General features: G+C 44.1%; 13 protein-coding genes and 1 tRNA gene. 4 read left to right on the forward strand and 10 right to left on the reverse strand.

Going from position 1 to position 18,028, the window contains the following annotated elements; translation table 11 throughout:
- Positions 1 to 116: 116 nt before the first annotated feature.
- Both ACTJJS_RS02625 and ACTJJS_RS02630 read right to left on the reverse strand, forming a co-directional pair.
- Positions 117 to 749 carry a response regulator gene (locus ACTJJS_RS02625; protein ID WP_440662293.1) on the reverse strand — a complete coding sequence of 211 codons (633 nt, stop codon included), beginning with the start codon at positions 747 to 749 and terminating at the stop codon, positions 117 to 119.
- Entirely contained in the window at positions 736 to 2,625 is a 1,890-nt protein-coding gene (locus ACTJJS_RS02630) for a tetratricopeptide repeat-containing sensor histidine kinase (protein WP_440662294.1), read from the reverse strand. The genes ACTJJS_RS02625 and ACTJJS_RS02630 overlap by 14 nt, the downstream gene beginning before the upstream one ends.
- Before the next feature lie 187 nt (positions 2,626 to 2,812).
- Between ACTJJS_RS02630 and ACTJJS_RS02635 the strand changes: the two genes are divergently transcribed.
- Positions 2,813 to 3,817: a TolB family protein gene (locus tag ACTJJS_RS02635; protein ID WP_440662295.1), complete on the forward strand. Its 1,005-nt coding sequence runs from the start codon at positions 2,813 to 2,815 to the stop codon at positions 3,815 to 3,817.
- A gap of 327 nt (positions 3,818 to 4,144) precedes the next feature.
- Here the strand turns inward: ACTJJS_RS02635 and ACTJJS_RS02640 are convergent, their stop codons facing one another.
- Both ACTJJS_RS02640 and ACTJJS_RS02645 read right to left on the reverse strand, forming a co-directional pair.
- Entirely contained in the window at positions 4,145 to 4,573 is a 429-nt protein-coding gene (locus ACTJJS_RS02640; RefSeq protein ID WP_168869415.1) for a hypothetical protein, read from the reverse strand.
- Positions 4,574 to 4,603: 30 nt separating this feature from the next.
- The gene (locus ACTJJS_RS02645; RefSeq protein WP_168869414.1) at positions 4,604 to 5,785 is read right to left on the reverse strand and encodes a hypothetical protein; all 1,182 of its coding nucleotides are present in this window, start codon (positions 5,783 to 5,785) and stop codon (positions 4,604 to 4,606) included.
- Between the two features lie 1,452 nt (positions 5,786 to 7,237).
- On the opposite strand from ACTJJS_RS02645, the gene ACTJJS_RS02650 reads away from it, so the two are divergent.
- Together ACTJJS_RS02650 and ACTJJS_RS02655 are read left to right on the forward strand one after the other, a co-directional pair.
- On the forward strand, positions 7,238 to 7,594 hold the full coding sequence (locus tag ACTJJS_RS02650; RefSeq protein ID WP_440662296.1) for a hypothetical protein: 357 nt from the start codon (positions 7,238 to 7,240) through the stop codon (positions 7,592 to 7,594).
- A gap of 436 nt (positions 7,595 to 8,030) precedes the next feature.
- Positions 8,031 to 10,409, forward strand: a complete 2,379-nt coding sequence (locus ACTJJS_RS02655; RefSeq protein WP_440662297.1) for an N-6 DNA methylase — start codon at positions 8,031 to 8,033, stop codon at positions 10,407 to 10,409.
- A gap of 235 nt (positions 10,410 to 10,644) precedes the next feature.
- Here ACTJJS_RS02655 and ACTJJS_RS02660 read toward each other — a convergent pair.
- The 4 genes from ACTJJS_RS02660 to ACTJJS_RS02675 all read right to left on the reverse strand — a co-directional run bounded on the left by ACTJJS_RS02660 (position 10,645) and on the right by ACTJJS_RS02675 (position 13,928).
- Positions 10,645 to 10,717, reverse strand: a tRNA-Lys gene (locus tag ACTJJS_RS02660).
- 61 nt (positions 10,718 to 10,778) lie between these two features.
- Positions 10,779 to 11,513: an MBL fold metallo-hydrolase gene (locus tag ACTJJS_RS02665; RefSeq protein ID WP_440662298.1), complete on the reverse strand. Its 735-nt coding sequence runs from the start codon at positions 11,511 to 11,513 to the stop codon at positions 10,779 to 10,781.
- Positions 11,514 to 11,605: 92 nt separating this feature from the next.
- Positions 11,606 to 12,565, reverse strand: a complete 960-nt coding sequence (coaA, locus tag ACTJJS_RS02670) for a type I pantothenate kinase (protein ID WP_440662299.1) — start codon at positions 12,563 to 12,565, stop codon at positions 11,606 to 11,608.
- Positions 12,566 to 12,572: 7 nt separating this feature from the next.
- Positions 12,573 to 13,928, reverse strand: coding sequence for an NAD-dependent succinate-semialdehyde dehydrogenase (locus tag ACTJJS_RS02675; protein WP_168869409.1), 1,356 nt, complete (start codon positions 13,926 to 13,928; stop codon positions 12,573 to 12,575).
- 123 nt (positions 13,929 to 14,051) lie between these two features.
- On the opposite strand from ACTJJS_RS02675, the gene ACTJJS_RS02680 reads away from it, so the two are divergent.
- The gene (locus ACTJJS_RS02680; RefSeq protein ID WP_168869408.1) at positions 14,052 to 15,218 is read left to right on the forward strand and encodes an MFS transporter; all 1,167 of its coding nucleotides are present in this window, start codon (positions 14,052 to 14,054) and stop codon (positions 15,216 to 15,218) included.
- Positions 15,219 to 15,504: 286 nt separating this feature from the next.
- Here ACTJJS_RS02680 and pyk read toward each other — a convergent pair whose 3' ends face one another.
- Complete coding sequence (gene pyk / locus ACTJJS_RS02685) at positions 15,505 to 16,992, reverse strand: pyruvate kinase (protein WP_168869407.1); 1,488 nt, start codon at positions 16,990 to 16,992, stop codon at positions 15,505 to 15,507.
- A 12-nt stretch (positions 16,993 to 17,004) separates the two neighbouring features.
- On the reverse strand, positions 17,005 to 17,985 hold the full coding sequence (gene pfkA, locus ACTJJS_RS02690; protein ID WP_168869406.1) for a 6-phosphofructokinase: 981 nt from the start codon (positions 17,983 to 17,985) through the stop codon (positions 17,005 to 17,007).
- Positions 17,986 to 18,028: the final 43 nt, after the last annotated feature.

The following is an 18,028-nucleotide window of genomic DNA, read 5'->3' on the forward strand; positions in this document are numbered from 1 at the left end:
ACTCCGCTGATCCAATATACAATAATCCTGTGGTACTTGTCAGGGTAGCCTGTCTCTGATATGCTTTTTCATTACCAAACAAACGACTGATTGAACATTAAAGCAGCTTTAAACCACTACAAGAGGCCCGCTTCTACGGCTTTCTTAATCAGTGCCGCAGCATTGCCCACGTTGAATTTCTGCATTAAATTCCTCCGGTGTGTATCTACCGTTTGGGTACTGATGCTCAGTTGATCAGCAATAGCATGGGTAGTGATACCTGTGCCCACCAATTGTAATATTTCACGCTCCCGGGTAGTGAGCCGGGGATACGATTTACGGGAATGACCAGGTGAAAAAATAATTTGTTGCAGCGCCGGATGCATAGTGAAACGGTTGTCTATCACCTGGAAGATGGCTTCCACCAGTTCCTGCCTGGATATATTCTTTAGCAGGTAGCCGTCAGCCCCGCTGTCCAGCATTTCCAGTATCACACTTTTTTCGGTGTGATTGGTAAGGGCAATGACTTTGATATCGGCATATTTACTTTTTACGAGACGACAAAAGTCATGTCCCGACATTGCCGGCAAACTGATGTCCAATAGTACAAGGTCCGTATCCTGTTTCTCCAGGAACAGCAACGCTTCTTCCGCACCGGGAAAGACGCCGGTTAACTGTATGCCTTCAGTTTTGCTTAAAATACTGTTGAGCCCTTCTGCAACAATGACATGATCCTCCACAATAATTACCGAAATACTAGTTGTTTTCATCTACATGTAATTCAATATTGATAATGGTGCCTTTGCCCACCAACGACCTACATTCCATTTTACCTTTCAAAAATTCCACCCGGTTTTGGATATTGTCCAGGCCAATACCCCGCTTGCCGATGGCTACTGCCGTATCCATCCCTTTGCCATTGTCCTCCACCGTAATATAAACGACAGGCCCCTCCTGGCTGCATTGCACCAGTGCCTCAGTGGCTTCGGCATGTTTGATTACATTGGTCAGCAGCTCCTGGATGATGCGATAAATGATGATTTGGGTTGGCTTTGGGATATCCGTACGGAGATTGATAGCACTAAAATCGACCTGCAGGTTTTCGCCGGACAAAGACCCACAGAGGTCTGTGATAGCAGTTTCCAGCCCTGAGCGAAGGAGTGCCTCCGGCATCATGTTACGGGCAATACGCCGCAACTCCGACACCGAATCATCCAGCTGTACAATCACCTTCTTCATTTCGGCGACAGGGTTGTCCCGCAAAGCATTCGTAAGGTTCAATTTTACCGCTGCCAGTGTTCCCCCCAAACCATCATGCAGATCGCGGGCCATCCTGGAACGCTCTTTTTCTTCTCCCTGCAGCAAGGCCTGGGTTAAAGCCGTGCGCTGCTGCTGTTGCAGGGATTGTACCGCCTGTTCGGCCCTTAATTTTTTTGTCTTATAGAAATATATAAAAAACAGCAAAACAGGTATCAGTACAAGCACAACACCCCAGATAATCATTTGTTGTGTTTTGGCATGGCCACGGATCACCAGTAGTTCCTTTTCCTTTTGTGCCAGATTATACTTTGTTTCCAATCCCGCTATCTGTATTCTGGTGGTGGTTTCATTCAGGCTGTCTGAAATAGACACATACTTTTTCAACCATTGATAGGCATCCGCCGGGTGGCTCAATTCCGCCTCCAACCCGGAGAGATCATGATAGAGCTGTCGCCGGTCTGCCGCAGTAAAGCTATATTCCCGGTACATCTTCAATAAAATATCCCTTGCTGCGGCGATATGGTGCAAGTTTTCCATCAGCCGGGCTTTCTGATAAAGCAGTATCTGGGCATAATGACGGTTGTTCAATTTCTCCGTAGCTGCCAGCCCTTCATCGATATTAAATGTTGCCTGTTTAAAATCATTTGTATTGATAAAATACTGGGCATTGATACTGTAATAATAAGGGGCATACAGTGATCCAGGATTAGCCATCACATAAGCATGGGCGCTATCCAGGCAGTTCCGGGCCTGCTGATATGCCTGCTGCTCAATATAAATTTTAGCAAGATTGGTAAAATTATCAATCTGCCGGGGCTCGCCTGCCTGGTTGCGCTGATAGATACGAATTGATTGCATGCTATAGAGGATGGCCTTTGCATGATTACCCGCATTCAGAAATGAAATGGCCAGGTTCGTATATCCTCTGGCCATGGCAGCGCTGTCACCCGATTTCATGGCCAGGGGGATTGCTTTATTCAGGATGATGTCTGTAAATTTCCGGTCATCACTTTCGCCCTGTGCAATCACCCCCAGGTTGGCCCAGGCACGGCTTTGGTAGTGCCACGACAAAGGCGTTTCTCTTTTCTCCAGCAAGGAAATGGCTTTATTAAAAGCAGCAGCGCCACGCTGCGGGTCATCATCCATGTACAACCGACCAAGGTAAAAATAGCCCAACCCGGTATAGAACGGGTCATCTCCCGCCAATCGCAACCCCTGTTGATGGTAGGTTAACGCCAATGCGGTATCACTGCCGGCAATACTGTCTCCCGCCATAAATAAAGCCCGTGCCCTGGCTGTATCCACCATGATGCGTTGCTGCGCAATAGCTTCAAACGATACCAGCATCGTCCATAGTAACAATATACTACCTCTTACTGCGTACATCCGAATGGTTTTAAAAATCATGGATAAAAGTCCGCTTTTCTTTTCGGGGAAAACATCACTGTTTTCCCTAAGTTTTTCTACCGGTTTTTATGGAGCTGAGAATGAATATTTTCTCCAATTGTCTGCCATTCCATTTATCAGGAATTTAGCAGCATACTTTTTACCTAACATACAGTATGTAAAAGATATGAAAAAAGTTCTTATTTGGTTAGCACCCCTTTTGATAGCGGCCTCCTTTTCCTGTAAAAAAAGTGATGGCAATAATGGCGTCGGCGGTACCGGTAAAGGCACCGGAAGTATCTATTTCCACGACACCAATGAAGGAATATTTAAAATGGATGTAAGAACAGGTAAGAAAACCCAGGTACTTCCCTATGATGTGAGCCGGTATTATTGGGATGTTAGTCGCGATGGGAAAAAAATACTGGAAACATCAGATCCGGACGATCCCAATAACCGGAACTACGATTTATACAAAATTAGAGACGCTAATAGTGGCGCCGTACTCTCCTCTTTCAAATGGTACAGCGGCTACGCCAATGCTACCCGTCCCATCTTTTCTCCTGATGGCGCTATGATTGCCATTACAGCTCCTTACAATGGGAAGATATTTATCGTAGATACCCAGGGAAACGCCCTGTACAACATATACGCCACCTCCGGAAGTTTCACCGGCAATCTGCAGTGGATGCCTGATAATACATTGCTCTTCACTATTAACAAAACCCTGTACAGGAGCAACACCACCTTTTCCGACTTTCGCAGGATTGCCTCTTTCAATAATTTCAATATGATTAGCCAACTGGCAGCGAATAATGCGGGTACCAGCCTGGTATTTATGGGAGCTATGCCCGGCGACGATAATGCCCATCTCTGGATGATCAACACCGATGGCTCGGGGCTTAAGCAGATTACCCAGGGCAATGAAACAGAAGGCGCTCCCGCCTTTTCTCCCGATGGCGCCTTGCTGGCTTTCGGCTCCGACCTGATACAATCAGTGGGAGTACCCTGGACCATTGGCGGCTCAGGCCAGGGCATCGCACTGGGCAGCAGCGTATGGGGAATCTCTATTATGCCCGCCGACGGGAATACCTATAATGTAGAAAACAATAATGCAGTATTTCACTTTCCGCAACCAGGAAAAAGAAATAACCGGGTGCCGGCAGACAGCGATCCTATGGAATGGCGATAGGGACTATTATATGACGCTAATCCCCACTGGCCTGGTTTTATCTCTAAAATGCCGGGAGGTCAAAATGCTGCGTAGAATCTGCGGCTTTAATTGAGTAAAAAAGAGCGTAAATGAATAAAGCCTGCGCTGGTCGCAGGCTTTGAAATTTCTAGTGGTCCGGCTCCTCCTTTGAATACCTTCTACATAATTTTTTTGTTATCCACATTTTTTCATCCCAAATTCTTATTTTAAAAAACTACTGAACTAGTAACTTAGCATATCTATCAGGTTTTTAGGACCCACCGGTTTTTTTGATAAAAAACACCTGATTAGATACTTATTTTTAGCCTATTTATCAGGATTCCATGCCTCTGGTTTCTCATTCTTAGGTTTAGGAGGAGGAGTCACTACTGTATCGGAAACCGGAGTATCATTCTTAACCTTATCAGAAGTCTCTCTGGCTTTACCCATCACTCCTGCACCAGGATCAACTACCGTCGAAGGATTAGCCATCGATGTTTCTACGCTGTTACCACATTGGTTAATATCAGCCGTCACTGATTTGATGAAGTTGAATACTATATTGGATTGTGGAGAAGTTTCTCTCACGATTTTCGGATCTTGTTGAACTGGTTGTTCTGGTTTAAACGGATCGTGAGGAGCGACACTGACTGATTCATTTTCTTTTTTTGGTATGAATCCCGAAAGTTGCTCTTCTGCTGTACTTCCCCCACCAGATAAACTGCGGGCAAAATTGAAAATATCTTGAAATGCCATATTGTTGTATTTAGATAAGTTATATTAATTTTACAAATTATGAGGACGCTCTGTTCCAAATTTTTGATTAGCATCTCTATAAAGCGGCTTAGTGTCAAAAATAGCATGGACTACATCCAGAACTGATACTGTTTCTGCCATTCCTTTTGCTCTGTATAATTTACTTGATTCTACAAGCTGCAAATAAGATATATTAACAGGAATTACTTTAGACGGAGTTAAATAATTAGTACTTGCAAGTGGCGGTCCATTCCCATCCGCAATAGGAAGAACTAAGTCGTCATAATTCAATGCAATATATCCACCAAACGTAATGGGTATTTCATAGGTAAATTGCTTCACCTGACGCCTTTGTGTTGCTGTGGTTTCAACGCGGGAGTTGGGAGAAATACTACCTGAAACATTAGAACTTGAATTCCATGATGTTGTTACTGTACCAGAAATTGTGCCCGTCAAAGAAAGCCCTAGTTCTGCATGTAACTCTCCACGACCGATAGCAGTACCTGTTCCTGTGAAACTTACCATGTTTGAATTGGTGGAAGCAATATCCGTTTTTGTAGTAACTTCCGATTTACTTTCAGCACCAGATTCATCTTCAGTACCTATATCGTCTTTATGATTATGATCATGATGGTTTTGTTTGGTAACATTGCCGGTAAGATTTTGTAGGCTATTAGTCAAACTCTCTGTCAAAATCGTCTGTATAGTCTGTGAGATTTGTCCTTGTAGTTCCCCGGCAACCAATCCGCCAAAAGTAGCACTTCCCGTAGTTGATAAAGTCCAGGAGATGGTATTTTCTATAGTAAATTCAATAGTGTCGGAAAACTGACGTACCTCAGCAGATCTATTGTCATAGGTCCTGGTAGATATTACATCCGCAACGGGTGGAATGATATTCGACCTTTCTTCAAATAAGGGGGCTCCAATTTCGAAAAATCCGATCCATCCTCTTTGTGCAGCGTTCGGATCAGGGAAATTACCAAATTTCTGATCGTTTATAGAAACCCCTACTGGCCATAACGGGATTTGTTGATTTTTACTATCCAGCACAGGTACTCCTTTTTGATCTACTTTAACCCTTTTTAATTCAGGTACTTTTTTATTCAAAAAATCCTGAATTAAGTTAGGTGTTATTCCTAACTCTTCCATGTTTTCAACTGTGATGATGCGGCGTTTCGCGGCATCCACAGTGTAAGTGGTGATTTGTGGCATATTTTGAGATTATATTTGATGTTATTATGTTGCTTTCTTACAACAATAGTCCGGTGGTTTTTTAAACTAAGAATTTGGGATGAAAAGATGTGGGTAACAAAAAAGTTGTACAAAATATATTCAAAGAAGGAGAAAGAGCATGAAAAAGGGGCATGATTTGGTATGAAACAAAAGAGAACCGTCTTTAATAAATCGATAGGATTTATCAGCACAAATATGGATCAAATAATTGGAATGACCCAACCTCAGAAGACATTTCTTACATGGCTTTTTGAAAAATGAGGAATGCTTCGGGCGGATCATCATTTATTAAACCTGTTCCGCTGTAGTGAGGTCATTATTGCGAAAAGAATATTCGTGGGTAATTTAGCCGGAAAATAAACTTCCCAGGATTGTTTGATAGCGCGTTTCTTAGTCTGGTGCATGATAAACCAGCAAACGGCGTCATGACTAATGACATTTTAAATCTTTTCATAAGGATTAACATTTTAGGAGCTAAAGAATAAAAAATTTAATCAATGCTATTGGATTAAATCGATGTTGAAAGTATTCTTATCTGGTATTCATCCGTATAACTTTTTTTAAGGCATAACAGGTTTACATTAAGTATTAACGGCGCTAAAAGCCGGATCAATATGAAAAGATCATAATGACTTTCGGTTGTTCTTTGGAGATTATCACTGTTAATAATTGAAGTATCAATATACAGTACACTTAGGGCTTAACAGGCATTACAAACCAGTCTTAACAACAATTATATTGTTTTTGAGTTAACTGCTCTATGAGGTTCTTTGGGGATCTCAATTGATGCTGTATCTCCTGATTTTATTTCTTATTTCAGATACAATCTATATCAACCGTTATATGGAGTAAACCTCAATAGCCGTAACTCAGTACATTTCTTAGATACGACAATTGGATTTCTTTAATGGACTTATTGAATGGTTAATACAAACTGGTTTACAAACTAAAAGAAACTGAGCTATAAAAAACTTTTTTGTCCAATCAAATGAAGCTGCTTTTTCCAGGTTATTTCAAGTTGACCAATATGAATATAGGATTTATTTATTGAAGTTGACAATTTTTTTGACAAAAATTTTTTAAAAAGAATAGCAATATAAAATATTCCGATTTTCAAAAAAAACAAACTTAAAATAGTGTGACTTAGAGGTCATCCAGGATGATGATTTGAATTTCAAATAAGAGTTAGAGGCGTCTGCTATCTTCATTTTTAGCTCTCTCATGAAATCACCGGGTGTTCATTCTGTAATGATATAGAATTAAAGACACGGAACATTCAGTGGAGAAGATTATACGGCAGAAGATTGCTCTTGATAAATATGATATTACACGCAGCAATTATAAAAAAGTAGCGACCGATCTAATCAGACTTTGTACTGTATATTTATTCAAAGAAAATTGGGAACTTGAACATGAATGTATAAGTAGAAAATGGTCTCTAAAAAAAACATTGCAAATAGCAGAAAAGGAGACCTGGAGGAATTAACAATTCTTTTAAGCAAAAGGGCAGTGAGATTTCCGATCTCGAAGGAAAAATTAGCTGCAGCTACGGCTGGCATGAGAAGCGCTATTGCCCCTATTTTCCAGGCAGCCGCCACATCAAACATTACCACCGATCCTTTTCTTCAAACTGCAAACAAATGCAGTACGAAAATTGATGACAATCCATTTCTTCAAGCCGCAAACAAAGATGCGGTGAAGCAATCTCCGCCCCCTGATATTGCTAAAAAGAAAGCAACCGAGAAAAACTGCCTGCTAAAAATAACAGACAAAAACACCAAAAAATAACAATTAGAACAAGAGTTTAAAACTTAGGCCCTAAGGATTATGTAACAGATAATATACTTTAGTAAAGGGTAATTAACCTGTATAAAGTACGGGAAAGAAATCGGGGTTATACAAAAGGAACTCGACTAACCGCTCAACTAAAAAACAAAACCCCGCGACTAGCGCGAGGTTTGTAAGTTGTCTGTGATCCCGCTGGGACTATATCAAAGGCTCTATCAGAGCCACTTTTCACGGTTTTAAAAGCTACTGTATCCGAATTTGTATCTTTCTGAAATGATTAGTTTTAAACTATTTTAGCAAATTAGCGAATGATTAAAAAAATTATGCCTCGGAGTTTTAAGAGACGCCAGTGCAATATGGTATTTTCCGTAAAATTCAAAAAAATATTGATACTCCCAAGAACTGTTGTTATATTTGGCCCAATTAAACCTGAAATATGGCCCAGAAACGTTCCGAAGTCCACGCATATAATTATATATTGTCAGAATTAGTCAATAAAAAAGGTTGGGTTAAACAACAAGTCTATACACAACAAGAATGTCAAAATATACCAACAGTTGCAAAGTTTTTAAAAAATCAACGTCCTGAAAATATTGTTGAAATAAATAAGGGAGTTTTGTATGTCATAGAGGCTAAAAACTCCAGAAGCAAGTTAGACTTAGCTTTAAAGGAAGCGGAAAAAGATTATGCGGATATATTAAATGAAGACAAGCATGTAAAGGCTTTATTTATTACGGGTATTGCAGGCAACGATGAGGAAGGATTTATTGCTAAAAGTAAATATTGTGAGAATGGGAAATGGAAAGTAATAACTGAAAATGACTATGAAGTCACGGGCCTTTTATCTAAAAATCAAATCGAAAAAATCCTTGAAACAGGGAAGGGAAATATTCTCGATTTTGAAATTGATGAAAAAGAATTCTTGCAAGCTGCTGAAAACATTAATCAAATTTTGCATGAAGGCGCAATTAACAAGGAATACAGAGCAAGAGTTATTTCTGCTTTGTTATTAGCGCTAAGTGAGGGGTCTACCATAGATTTGTCCGTAAATCCAAGCATATTGATTCAATCTATAAATGCAAGGGTAGATTTAATGCTAAAAAAGCATAGCAAACAAGATTTCTCTCGATTTATAAAAATTGACTTACCATCTAGTGAAGACAATCACATAAAGTTTAAAAATGCCATAATTCATACAATTCAAGAATTATTAGAGCTAAATATTAGATCTGCCATGAAGTCTGGGAAAGATGTTCTAGGTAAGTTCTATGAAGTTTTTCTAAAGTATGGAAATGGTGCTAAGGAAATAGGGATTGTGCTTACTCCTAGACATTTAACAAGATATGCTGCAGAGGTGTTGGATATTACGGACGATGATTTAGTATTTGACCCAACTTGTGGCACAGGTGGATTTTTGGTAGCTGCTTTGGATGAGGTGAAACGGAAATGTAAAAATCAAAAAAAATTTGATCTATTTAAGAAAAATGGAATATATGGAATAGAAGAACAGGATCCAGTGGTTGCCCTTGCCCTGGTTAATATGATCTTCAGGGGGGATGGGAAAAATAATATTATTGAGGGTAATTGTTTTAATAAATGGCTAAATTCGACAGACAACAATGGGGCTCCTGTCGCTGAATATCTTGATGCAAATTCTCCATCTAGAATACCTCCTATTACTAAAGTTTTAATGAATCCTCCCTTTGCACAAAAGGGAAGTCAAAAAAAAGAATTTCATTATGTTGAACAGGCTCTCAACCAGATGCAAGATGAGGGATTATTGTTTGCTATCTTACCTATGTCAATATTATTGAAAGGTGGAGAAGAATTATCTTGGAGAAAGGATTACTTGTTAAAGCACCACACTGTTCTATCAGTTGTTACATTTCCTGAGGATCTATTTTACCCTGTTGGTGTTAGAACACTTGGTATCTTTATTAAAAAAGGTTCTCCTCACCCAGCTAATCTGAATGTTTTTTGGGCAAAAGTAAATTTTGATGGGTTTGTAAAAAGTAAGGGGAAACGATTAACATCCATAAAAGCAAAAGACGAGTTTCAAGAAATTAAACCTTTTTTAATTAAGGCTGTAAAAGAGGAAAACTTTCAGGTAAACAAAGCCAAGAGCTATATTACTGCCCCAATAGACTTTACGGATAAACAGCTGGAGTTAATTCCTGAAGCATATTTAGATGAGGGGTTAACTTCAATTACTGAGACAGTAAATGAAATAGACAAAATTGTACGAGAGCTAGTGTCATTCTTGATAACTACTAAACAAATTGAAAATAAATTTATAAAATTCAGTAAGTCTCAAAAAACTACTGCTTTTTCAGGTAGCTTAAATTATAAAAATTTCAAATTAAAAGATTTGTTTAGCCATGTAAATACTGGAGACTTTCATGTTAGTGGTGATCTCGACAGCGGAGGCGTGCCGCTTATTTCCTGTAAAACTATTGAAAACGGCACAGAGGGATACTTTGATATTCAAAGTCATACATTCGAGGATTGCATAACGATTGCCTCAGACGGAAGTTGGCCAATGAGTTCTTTTTATCACACCTATACTTTTGCGGTAAAGGACAATGTCATCGTATGTAAACCGAATAAAGAATTAAGTCTCAAAAGTATACTTTTTATTACAGCCCAGTTAAACAGCCAGATTTGGAGATTTTCTTATGGTAGAAAATGTTATCTGAATAAAACAGATAAAATTCAAATTCCACTTCCTGTAACATCGAAAGGAGAGATAGATTTCAAGACAATAGATGCAATTGTAGATAGTTGTCCAATATGGAATGATCTTAAATCAATATAGTGCCAAGCTATCAACAACTATTTTCGTTCAATTTAACGAGATCAAATCCATAGAATGTACTGTCAATAATCCTTTACCAGAAAAAAGGATACAGTAAAGCTAAAATTATTTACTGTATCCTTTTTTGTATCCTTTCAGATTCGTTTTGTATGATTTACCTTTTATTGGTAAAAACAAAAAAGCCGCTTAAATCCTGTGATTTAAGCGGCTTTAATAACCTTTGATATTCTTGTTGTGATCCCGCTGGGACTCGAACCCAGGGCCCATACATTAAAAGTGTATTGCTCTACCAACTGAGCTACGGAATCATCATTCGGTTGAATGGAGCGCGAAGGTATACATTTATTCCATACTTCCAAAAAAATATTTTTACGGAATAATCAATCTGTCTCCGAAACCTTCTCCAATAGCGGATTTCAGCATTTCTTTCGTCAGGTAACAATGATTGATGGCTTCCATATGTAAGGCTGTTACACGGGTTTGTGCGGGGTGTTGCAGCACCTGCAACACATCTTCGGCCGTCATGGTGATGGGATCTCCGGTGATGAACTGTGCGGCGCCGGCATTGACGATGGTGTCTGTTGGCTGGTATTGGTCAAGTGCGGCTTTTACTTCATCGCACCAGATGGTGTCACCGGCGATATAGAGGCGGTCTGCATCTTCTTCCAGTACAAAACCGGATACGGGCGCCATCATTTTGCCTATTTCACCGGTGCCATGTTGTCCACCGGTGCGGGATATACGAATTCCTTCCCAGGTGCTGCTGGTGTGTACGGGTATGAGCTGTGTAAAACCTTGTGCGGTGAGTTTTTCCACATCTTCCGGTTGGCAGAACAGGGGCAGGTGTTTGGGCACGAGCTGCTGTGCTGCCACGTCCCAGTGGTCCCGGTGAAGATGTGTGACGATCACGGCGTCAATTGTTTCCAGCATGGCTGACAGTGCCGCATTGCTGAGGGGTAGGTCTATCAGTGGATTCCGGCGTGTGTTGGCAGCATTGGGAACGGTGTCAAGGGCGTCTTTGTGGCTGAGCATCGGGTCGACCAGTATCTTGTGACTGCCCCATGCTATGATAACGGTAGCGTGACGAAGAAAGTGTATTTGCATGATATTAAGATGAGAAACCAAATATACCATAAAAAATAGTCCGTACCTGCTAAGTACGGACCGGTGGTCATATAACGCTAACGAATAAACGTTTAAGTCTTCCGCAGTTTAACGGACTGCACAAAATGATGGTGCCCTTTTTCCAGTATCAGGCTGGCGCGGTAGCGGGTAGGGGCGATATTCTGTTCCAGGTTGGGTTTGTTGATGTCATCCCATATCTGGGTGGCCAGTTCCACGGTAGCGGCATCTGACAGGTGCGCATAGCGGTGGAAGAAAGATTCCGGGTTCTGGAAAGCGGTGGCCCGCAACGATTCGAAGCGGGAGATATACCATTTGCGGATATCTTTTTCTGCAGCATCTACATAAATAGAAAAATCGAAGAAATCTGACACGAAAATGGCCGGGTCTTTCTGTTGTTGCCGGGGTCTTACCTGCAGCACGTTCACGCCTTCCACGATCACGATGTCGGGTTGTTCTATCCATTGCAGCTGACCGGGCAGCACGTCATATTCCAGGTGGGAGTAGAGCGGCGCGGCCACTCTTTCCTTGCCGGACTTCACATCTGCGAGGAAATGAATCAGCCTTTTGATATCATAACTTTCAGGGAAGCCTTTACGGTTCATGATGTTATTGGCTTCCAGTGTTTTGTTGGGATACAGGAACCCGTCGGTGGTGACAAGGTCTACACGCGGGTGATCGGGCCAGGCCTGTAACAACCGTTGCAATACACGGGCGGTGGTGCTTTTGCCGACGGCTACACTACCTGCTATGCCGATGATGTAAGGCACTTTCAGCTCCTGGCTGCCGAGAAAACTGCTGGTGGCTTTGTGTAATGTCTGTGACGATTTTACGTACAAATTAAGCAGGTGGGCCAGGGGCAGGTATATCTGGGTGATTTCCTCCTGCGTAAGCGGTTCGTTCATGCCCTGCAGCTGTTCCAGATCGTAATAGTCCTGCAGCTGCAGCAACGCATCACCGCTCGTTTCTGCCCATTCTTCACGGGAGAAAGTGATATAGGGAGTATATCGTTCTCGTTTAAGGGACGTGGTCATTTTACAGTTATTCTTGTATATAAACAGTCTTGATGTTCAAAAATTCGTGTGTGCCTTCCAGTGACAGCTCCCTGCCATAGCCGGATTGTTTGACACCGCCAAAAGGCAGCCGGGCATCGGACCGCACCATCGCGTTGATAAATACGTTGCCGCTTTCTATCCGTGTGGCCAGGCGGGCGGCTTTGTCCAGGTCGCTGGTCCACAGCGCGGAACCAAGGCCGAAGTCGGTCTCGTTGGCCAGCGCTATGGCTTCGTCTTCGTCGGCAGCTTCAATAATCACGGCCACCGGTCCGAACGTCTCCTCCCGGAAAGCGGTCATATCACTGGTGACGCCGGTCAACAGTGTCGGGGCAAAGTTACATCCTTCATAGGTGCCGCCCAATTCCAGTTTGGCGCCCTGGCGGATGGTGTCCTGCAGCTGTTTGGCCAGTTCTTCGGCAAGGTCCGGACGGGCCATGGGCCCCATATTGGTACTGTCGAGGGTGGGATCGCCCTGCTGCAGGTGCTCCAGCAGATGGCGCACGGCGGCGGTAAAGGCGGGCACGATCTCTTTTTCCACGATCCATCGTTTGGCGGCAATGCAGGACTGCCCCGCGTTTTGCATACGTCCCTGTACGGCGGTCCTGGCGGCGGCTTCCAGGTCGGCATCTTTTAACACGATGAACGGATCGCTGCCTCCCAGCTCCAGCACCGTTTTCTTCAGGTATTTGCCTGCCAGTGCGGCCACACTTTTACCGGCGGGCGTGCTGCCGGTCAGCGTTACGCCCTGCACCCGCGGATCGGCCACAATCGGCTCCAGGTCTTTGGAAGATACGAGCAACGACTGGAAAGTGCCCTCAGGAAAACCGGATTCCATAAACACTTTTTCGATGGCCAGCGCACAGCCGCTTACATTGCTGGCGTGCTTCAGCAGGCCGGTGTTACCGGCTAATACGTTGGGAATAGCGAAACGGAAAACCTGCCAGTAGGGGAAGTTCCACGGCATAATGGCGAGAATGATGCCCTTGGGCTCATAACTCACGTAACTTTTGTAGGCCTCCGACTCAATAGGCCGTGGCTGTAATATTTGAGTGATGTTCTCTGCGAAGTATTCTGCGGTGGCGGCACATTTCAACACTTCTGCCCTGGCTTCCTTCAGCGTTTTGCCCATCTCCTGTGTGATCAGGGCCGCATGTGCTTCCACGTTAGCTTTTAGTGAGCCTGCAACCTGCATCATCCATTTCCGGCGCTGCTCCAGCGGTACCTGTAACAACGTGCGGTAGGCCTTTTCTCCTGTCTGTAGCTTCTGTTCAATTTCCGCAGGGGTATGCGGCGTATATTCAGCAATGGTCTTCTGTGTAAACGGATTGATACTTGTAAACATAGCTGTAACCTTTTTGCCCGTAAGCAGTGAAATAATCACAAATTTAGCCATTTCATATTAAACACTCTTTCCCGCCGGGATGAGTGGAGAACTGTATCTTTGCATCTCCAAAAGACAGGTTATATGGCATTAAGCAAATGGAATATCATGATCATGGCCCTTTGCACGGGCCTTATCGTAGCTAATATTTATTACAGTCAGCCGCTGCTGGTACTGATGAGTCAGGAGTTCGGCGTATCTGAAAGCAATGCGGGACAGGTGACTTTTTTTACACAGGTAGGTTATGCGCTGGGGCTCCTCTTCTGTGTTCCGTTGGGTGACAAGCTCGAGCGTAAAGGGCAGATTATCGCCATGACTGCAACGGCCGTAGTGGCCCTCGCAGCAGCAGGCTTCTCCCAAAACATCCTGATGTTGAAAATCACAGGACTGCTGATAGGTTTTACGTCTGTAGTACCTCAACTGATACTGCCACTGGCAGCACATCTGACTGATGCGGCCAACAGGGGCAAGGTGATCGGCACTATTATGAGCGGACTGCTGGTTGGCATATTGTTGTCCCGCACGCTGAGCGGCGTAGTGGGGCACCACTGGGGCTGGCGTGCCATGTTCTTCATCGCTGCGGGTATCAGTGCGTTACTCGTGGTAATCATGATCTTTTCGTTTCCCCAAAGCAAACCACAGTTCACCGGTACCTACGGTGACCTGATGAAGTCGTTGCTCACACTGGCCAAAGAACAACCGATGCTGCGTGAGGCATCTGCTATCAACGCCTGCTGTTTTGCGATGTTCGGCATGTTCTGGACCACCGTCGTGTTCCTGCTGTCAGATAAACCGTTCCTGTACACCAGCGAACAAATAGGCCTGATGGGCCTGGCTGCTGCTGCGGGCGCACTGGGCGCCCCGTTGATAGGGCGCATCGCAGACAAAAAGAATCCGCGTATAGCCATTGGGTATGGTATCATCTTCCTGCTGGCCGGTTACGCGATGTTTTATGTCTTCCAGGCAAACATCATCGGGATCATCATTGGAATCATCGCGATAGACCTTGGTTTACAAGGTATCCATGTCTCCAACCAGACACGCATATACGCACTGCTGCCGGAAGCACGCAACCGCCTGAACACCGTGTTTATGACGACCAGCTTTATCGGCACTTCCGTTGGCTCAGGTTTAGGGTTATGGGTCTGGTCAGTAGGTAAATGGAATGGGGTGTGTTTAGCCGGCACACTGCTGATACTTACCGCGCTGATGATATATCTGGCTACCTACAAAAAGCCTTCCCAGGGCTGAAGCCCTGGGCTACGTTTAGAAACCAGGGCTACGGTTTCTTTACATCGCATATAAACGCTATACACCTATCATTAGGGCTATAGTTTCTTTATATAACATTACAAAAGCCATAGCTTCTGGGTAGACATCACATACCAAGACTACACGCCAACAGTCATAGCTACCACTGATGCAAGGACCCAAAAACTAATCGTAGCCCAGGGCTTCAGCCCTGGGCCAAAAGGAGAGGCTCGCCATTTAGGCGAGCCTCTCCTTTTATATAAAATGTCAGATTTCCTGCAGAAAACTATTCCACACGGGTAATTTTGAGCATGTTAGTCGGCAGATGCAGTTTTACTGGCGTGCTGCCGGTGTTTACTGCCACATCGCCCACTTTGATGAATCCTCTTTCTTTCAGGATGTTGATCTGATCGAATACGATATCATCGAGGCTTTCTTCTTCTTCATAGTAGAAGGCGCGTACACCCCAGCTGAGGCTCAGTTGGTTTACCAGTGTTCTTTCTTTGGTGAACACGTACAGCGGTGAGCGTGGACGGTAGCTGCTCAGCATAAAGCCGGTATAACCACTCTGGGTCATGCCGATGAGGGCATCTGCGTCCAGGTCTTCAGCGATTTTACAAGCGTTGTAGCAGAGGGCGTCGCTGAGGAAGGTGGGGGAGTGGCGGTGAGGGATCAGGTTACGGTTGTAGATGATCGCTTCTTTTTCCACTTCCATGATGATTTTGTGCATGGTCTGGATCACCAGTTCAGGGAACTGTCCGGTAGCGGTCTCACCGCTGAGCATCACGGCGTCGGAGCCTTCCAGTACGGCATTGGCCACGTCGGTGATTTCGGAACGGTTCGGACGGGTGCGGTCGATCATGCTTTCCATCATCTGCGTAGCTACGATAACGGGCTTCGCGCGGTGGATACATTTACGGATAATATCTTTCTGGATCATCGGGATCTGCTCTACCGGCAGTTCTACGCCGAGGTCGCCACGGGCGATCATTACGCCGTCACTTTCCCAGATGATTTCTTTCAGGTTTTGGATCGCCTCCGGTTTTTCTATTTTGGAGATGATTTTGATTTTGGAGTTCCTTGCTTCCAGGCGCTTGCGCAGATCTGTCAGGTCTTTTACGCTGCGTACGAAAGACAGGGCTACCCAGTCCAGTTCCTGGTCGATGATGAACTCGAGGTCCACCACGTCCTTTTCGGTCAGGGCCGGCAGCGATACTTTGGTGTCTGGCAGGTTAAAACCTTTTTTGGAAGACAGCACGCCAGGCAGGCTTACTTCGGCTTTGATTTCACCGGTAGGAAGCAGTTCCTTTACTACTGTTTCGATTTTACCGTCGTCCAGCAGGATTTTCTGGCCAACGCGAAGATCTTTGTACAGGTCAGGGTAGGAAACGTAGATTTTTTCCATGTTGCCCACTACTTTTTCGTTGACAAAGGTGAGGATATCACCTTTTTTCAGCGGCAGGGCGTTATTTTCAATTTCACCAACGCGGAGTTTCGGTCCCTGAAGGTCTCCGAGCATGGCTACGTTGTACGGTTCGGTTTTGTTGATCTGACGGATATATTCAATGATCCGCAGTTTATCTTCGTGCGAGCCGTGGGAGAAGTTGAGGCGGAATACGTTTACGCCCGCTTTCACCAGCGCCAGCAGTTGTTCATAGGTATCACAGGCCGGACCAACAGTTGCCACGATTTTTGTTTTACGGGAAGAGTGTGCTCTGCCGGCAGCGTTGTCCATCTGCTTGTGATAGTATTTCGAAAGATCCTTTGTACTCATAAGTCTTATTTTTTAACTCGCAAGAATTTTAACAATCTTAAACCATTCGGGGTCAATTTCCTGTTTGGCTTTAACGGCTTTGTCCAGGGGGGTATAATGGATCTTGTCGTTTACGATCCCGATCATGACATTGTGAATGCCTTCGAGGAGGGCGTCTACAGCGGCATAGCCCATACGGCTTGCCAGGATACGGTCTGTACAGGAGGGAGAGCCACCCCTTTGGATATGTCCGAGGATACATACTCTGGTATCCAGTTGCGGACAGCTTTCTTTAATGCGGCGTGCTACTTCATTGGCGCCTCCGGTTTCGTCACCTTCAGCCACCACGATCAGATTTACCAGTTTTTTGCGGCGTTCATTGGCCTGCAATTCTTCAATAATGTCGTGCAATTCGGTTTTGCGCTCAGGCATCATAATATGCTCGGCACCAGTGGCGATACCGCTGTGTAAAGCGATGTAACCGGCGTCACGGCCCATTACTTCGATCACAAACAGCCGGTCATGCGCGTCTGCGGTGTCCCTGATTTTGTCAATGGCATCGATCGCAGTATTCACCGCCGTATCAAAACCAATGGTGTTGTCAGTTCCCGCAATGTCCTTGTCAATAGTACCAGGCAAGCCTATACAGGGAATGTCAAATTCCTGGCTGAATTTCTGAGCTCCATTGAACGAACCATCTCCCCCGATCACAATCAACCCGTCAATGTTGTGCTTTTTCAGATTTTCATAAGCTTTCTTTCGCCCTTCATATTCATAGAACTCTTTGCACCGGGCGGTCTTTAAGATGGTGCCTCCGCGTTGAATAATGTTGGCAACAGATTTGGACTCCATCGGGAAGATTTCGTTCTTTAAAATTCCCCTATATCCATACATGACGCCGAACACATTCAGCTGATGATAAATGCCCGTTCTTACCACCGCACGAACGGCTGCGTTCATGCCCGGGGCATCTCCACCGGAGGTAAGGACTGCAATGTTGTTCAATTTTTTCATATAAATTGCTAAAAAAATATCTTAAAGGCGCACAAAAATAACA

This window comes from Chitinophaga sp. 22308, assembly GCF_052045305.1.
Lineage (GTDB): Bacteria > Bacteroidota > Bacteroidia > Chitinophagales > Chitinophagaceae > Chitinophaga > Chitinophaga varians_A.

Bases quoted from the DNA above. Each gene is read 5' to 3' on its own strand.
- pyk (WP_168869407.1), bottom strand. From the start codon at position 16,992: ATGAGTACAAAGGATCTTTCGAAATACTATCACAAGCAGATGGACAAC.
- ACTJJS_RS02665 (WP_440662298.1), bottom strand. From the start codon at position 11,513: ATGCAAATACACTTTCTTCGTCACGCTACCGTTATCATAGCATGGGGC.
- ACTJJS_RS02640 (WP_168869415.1), bottom strand. From the start codon at position 4,573: ATGGCATTTCAAGATATTTTCAATTTTGCCCGCAGTTTATCTGGTGGG.
- ACTJJS_RS02645 (WP_168869414.1), bottom strand. From the start codon at position 5,785: ATGCCACAAATCACCACTTACACTGTGGATGCCGCGAAACGCCGCATC.
- ACTJJS_RS02625 (WP_440662293.1), bottom strand. From the start codon at position 749: ATGAAAACAACTAGTATTTCGGTAATTATTGTGGAGGATCATGTCATT.
- ACTJJS_RS02680 (WP_168869408.1), top strand. From the start codon at position 14,052: ATGGCATTAAGCAAATGGAATATCATGATCATGGCCCTTTGCACGGGC.
- ACTJJS_RS02635 (WP_440662295.1), top strand. From the start codon at position 2,813: ATGAAAAAAGTTCTTATTTGGTTAGCACCCCTTTTGATAGCGGCCTCC.
- ACTJJS_RS02650 (WP_440662296.1), top strand. From the start codon at position 7,238: ATGGTCTCTAAAAAAAACATTGCAAATAGCAGAAAAGGAGACCTGGAG.
- ACTJJS_RS02675 (WP_168869409.1), bottom strand. From the start codon at position 13,928: ATGTTTACAAGTATCAATCCGTTTACACAGAAGACCATTGCTGAATAT.
- ACTJJS_RS02655 (WP_440662297.1), top strand. From the start codon at position 8,031: ATGGCCCAGAAACGTTCCGAAGTCCACGCATATAATTATATATTGTCA.
- ACTJJS_RS02630 (WP_440662294.1), bottom strand. From the start codon at position 2,625: ATGTACGCAGTAAGAGGTAGTATATTGTTACTATGGACGATGCTGGTA.
- coaA (WP_440662299.1), bottom strand. From the start codon at position 12,565: ATGACCACGTCCCTTAAACGAGAACGATATACTCCCTATATCACTTTC.
- pfkA (WP_168869406.1), bottom strand. From the start codon at position 17,985: ATGAAAAAATTGAACAACATTGCAGTCCTTACCTCCGGTGGAGATGCC.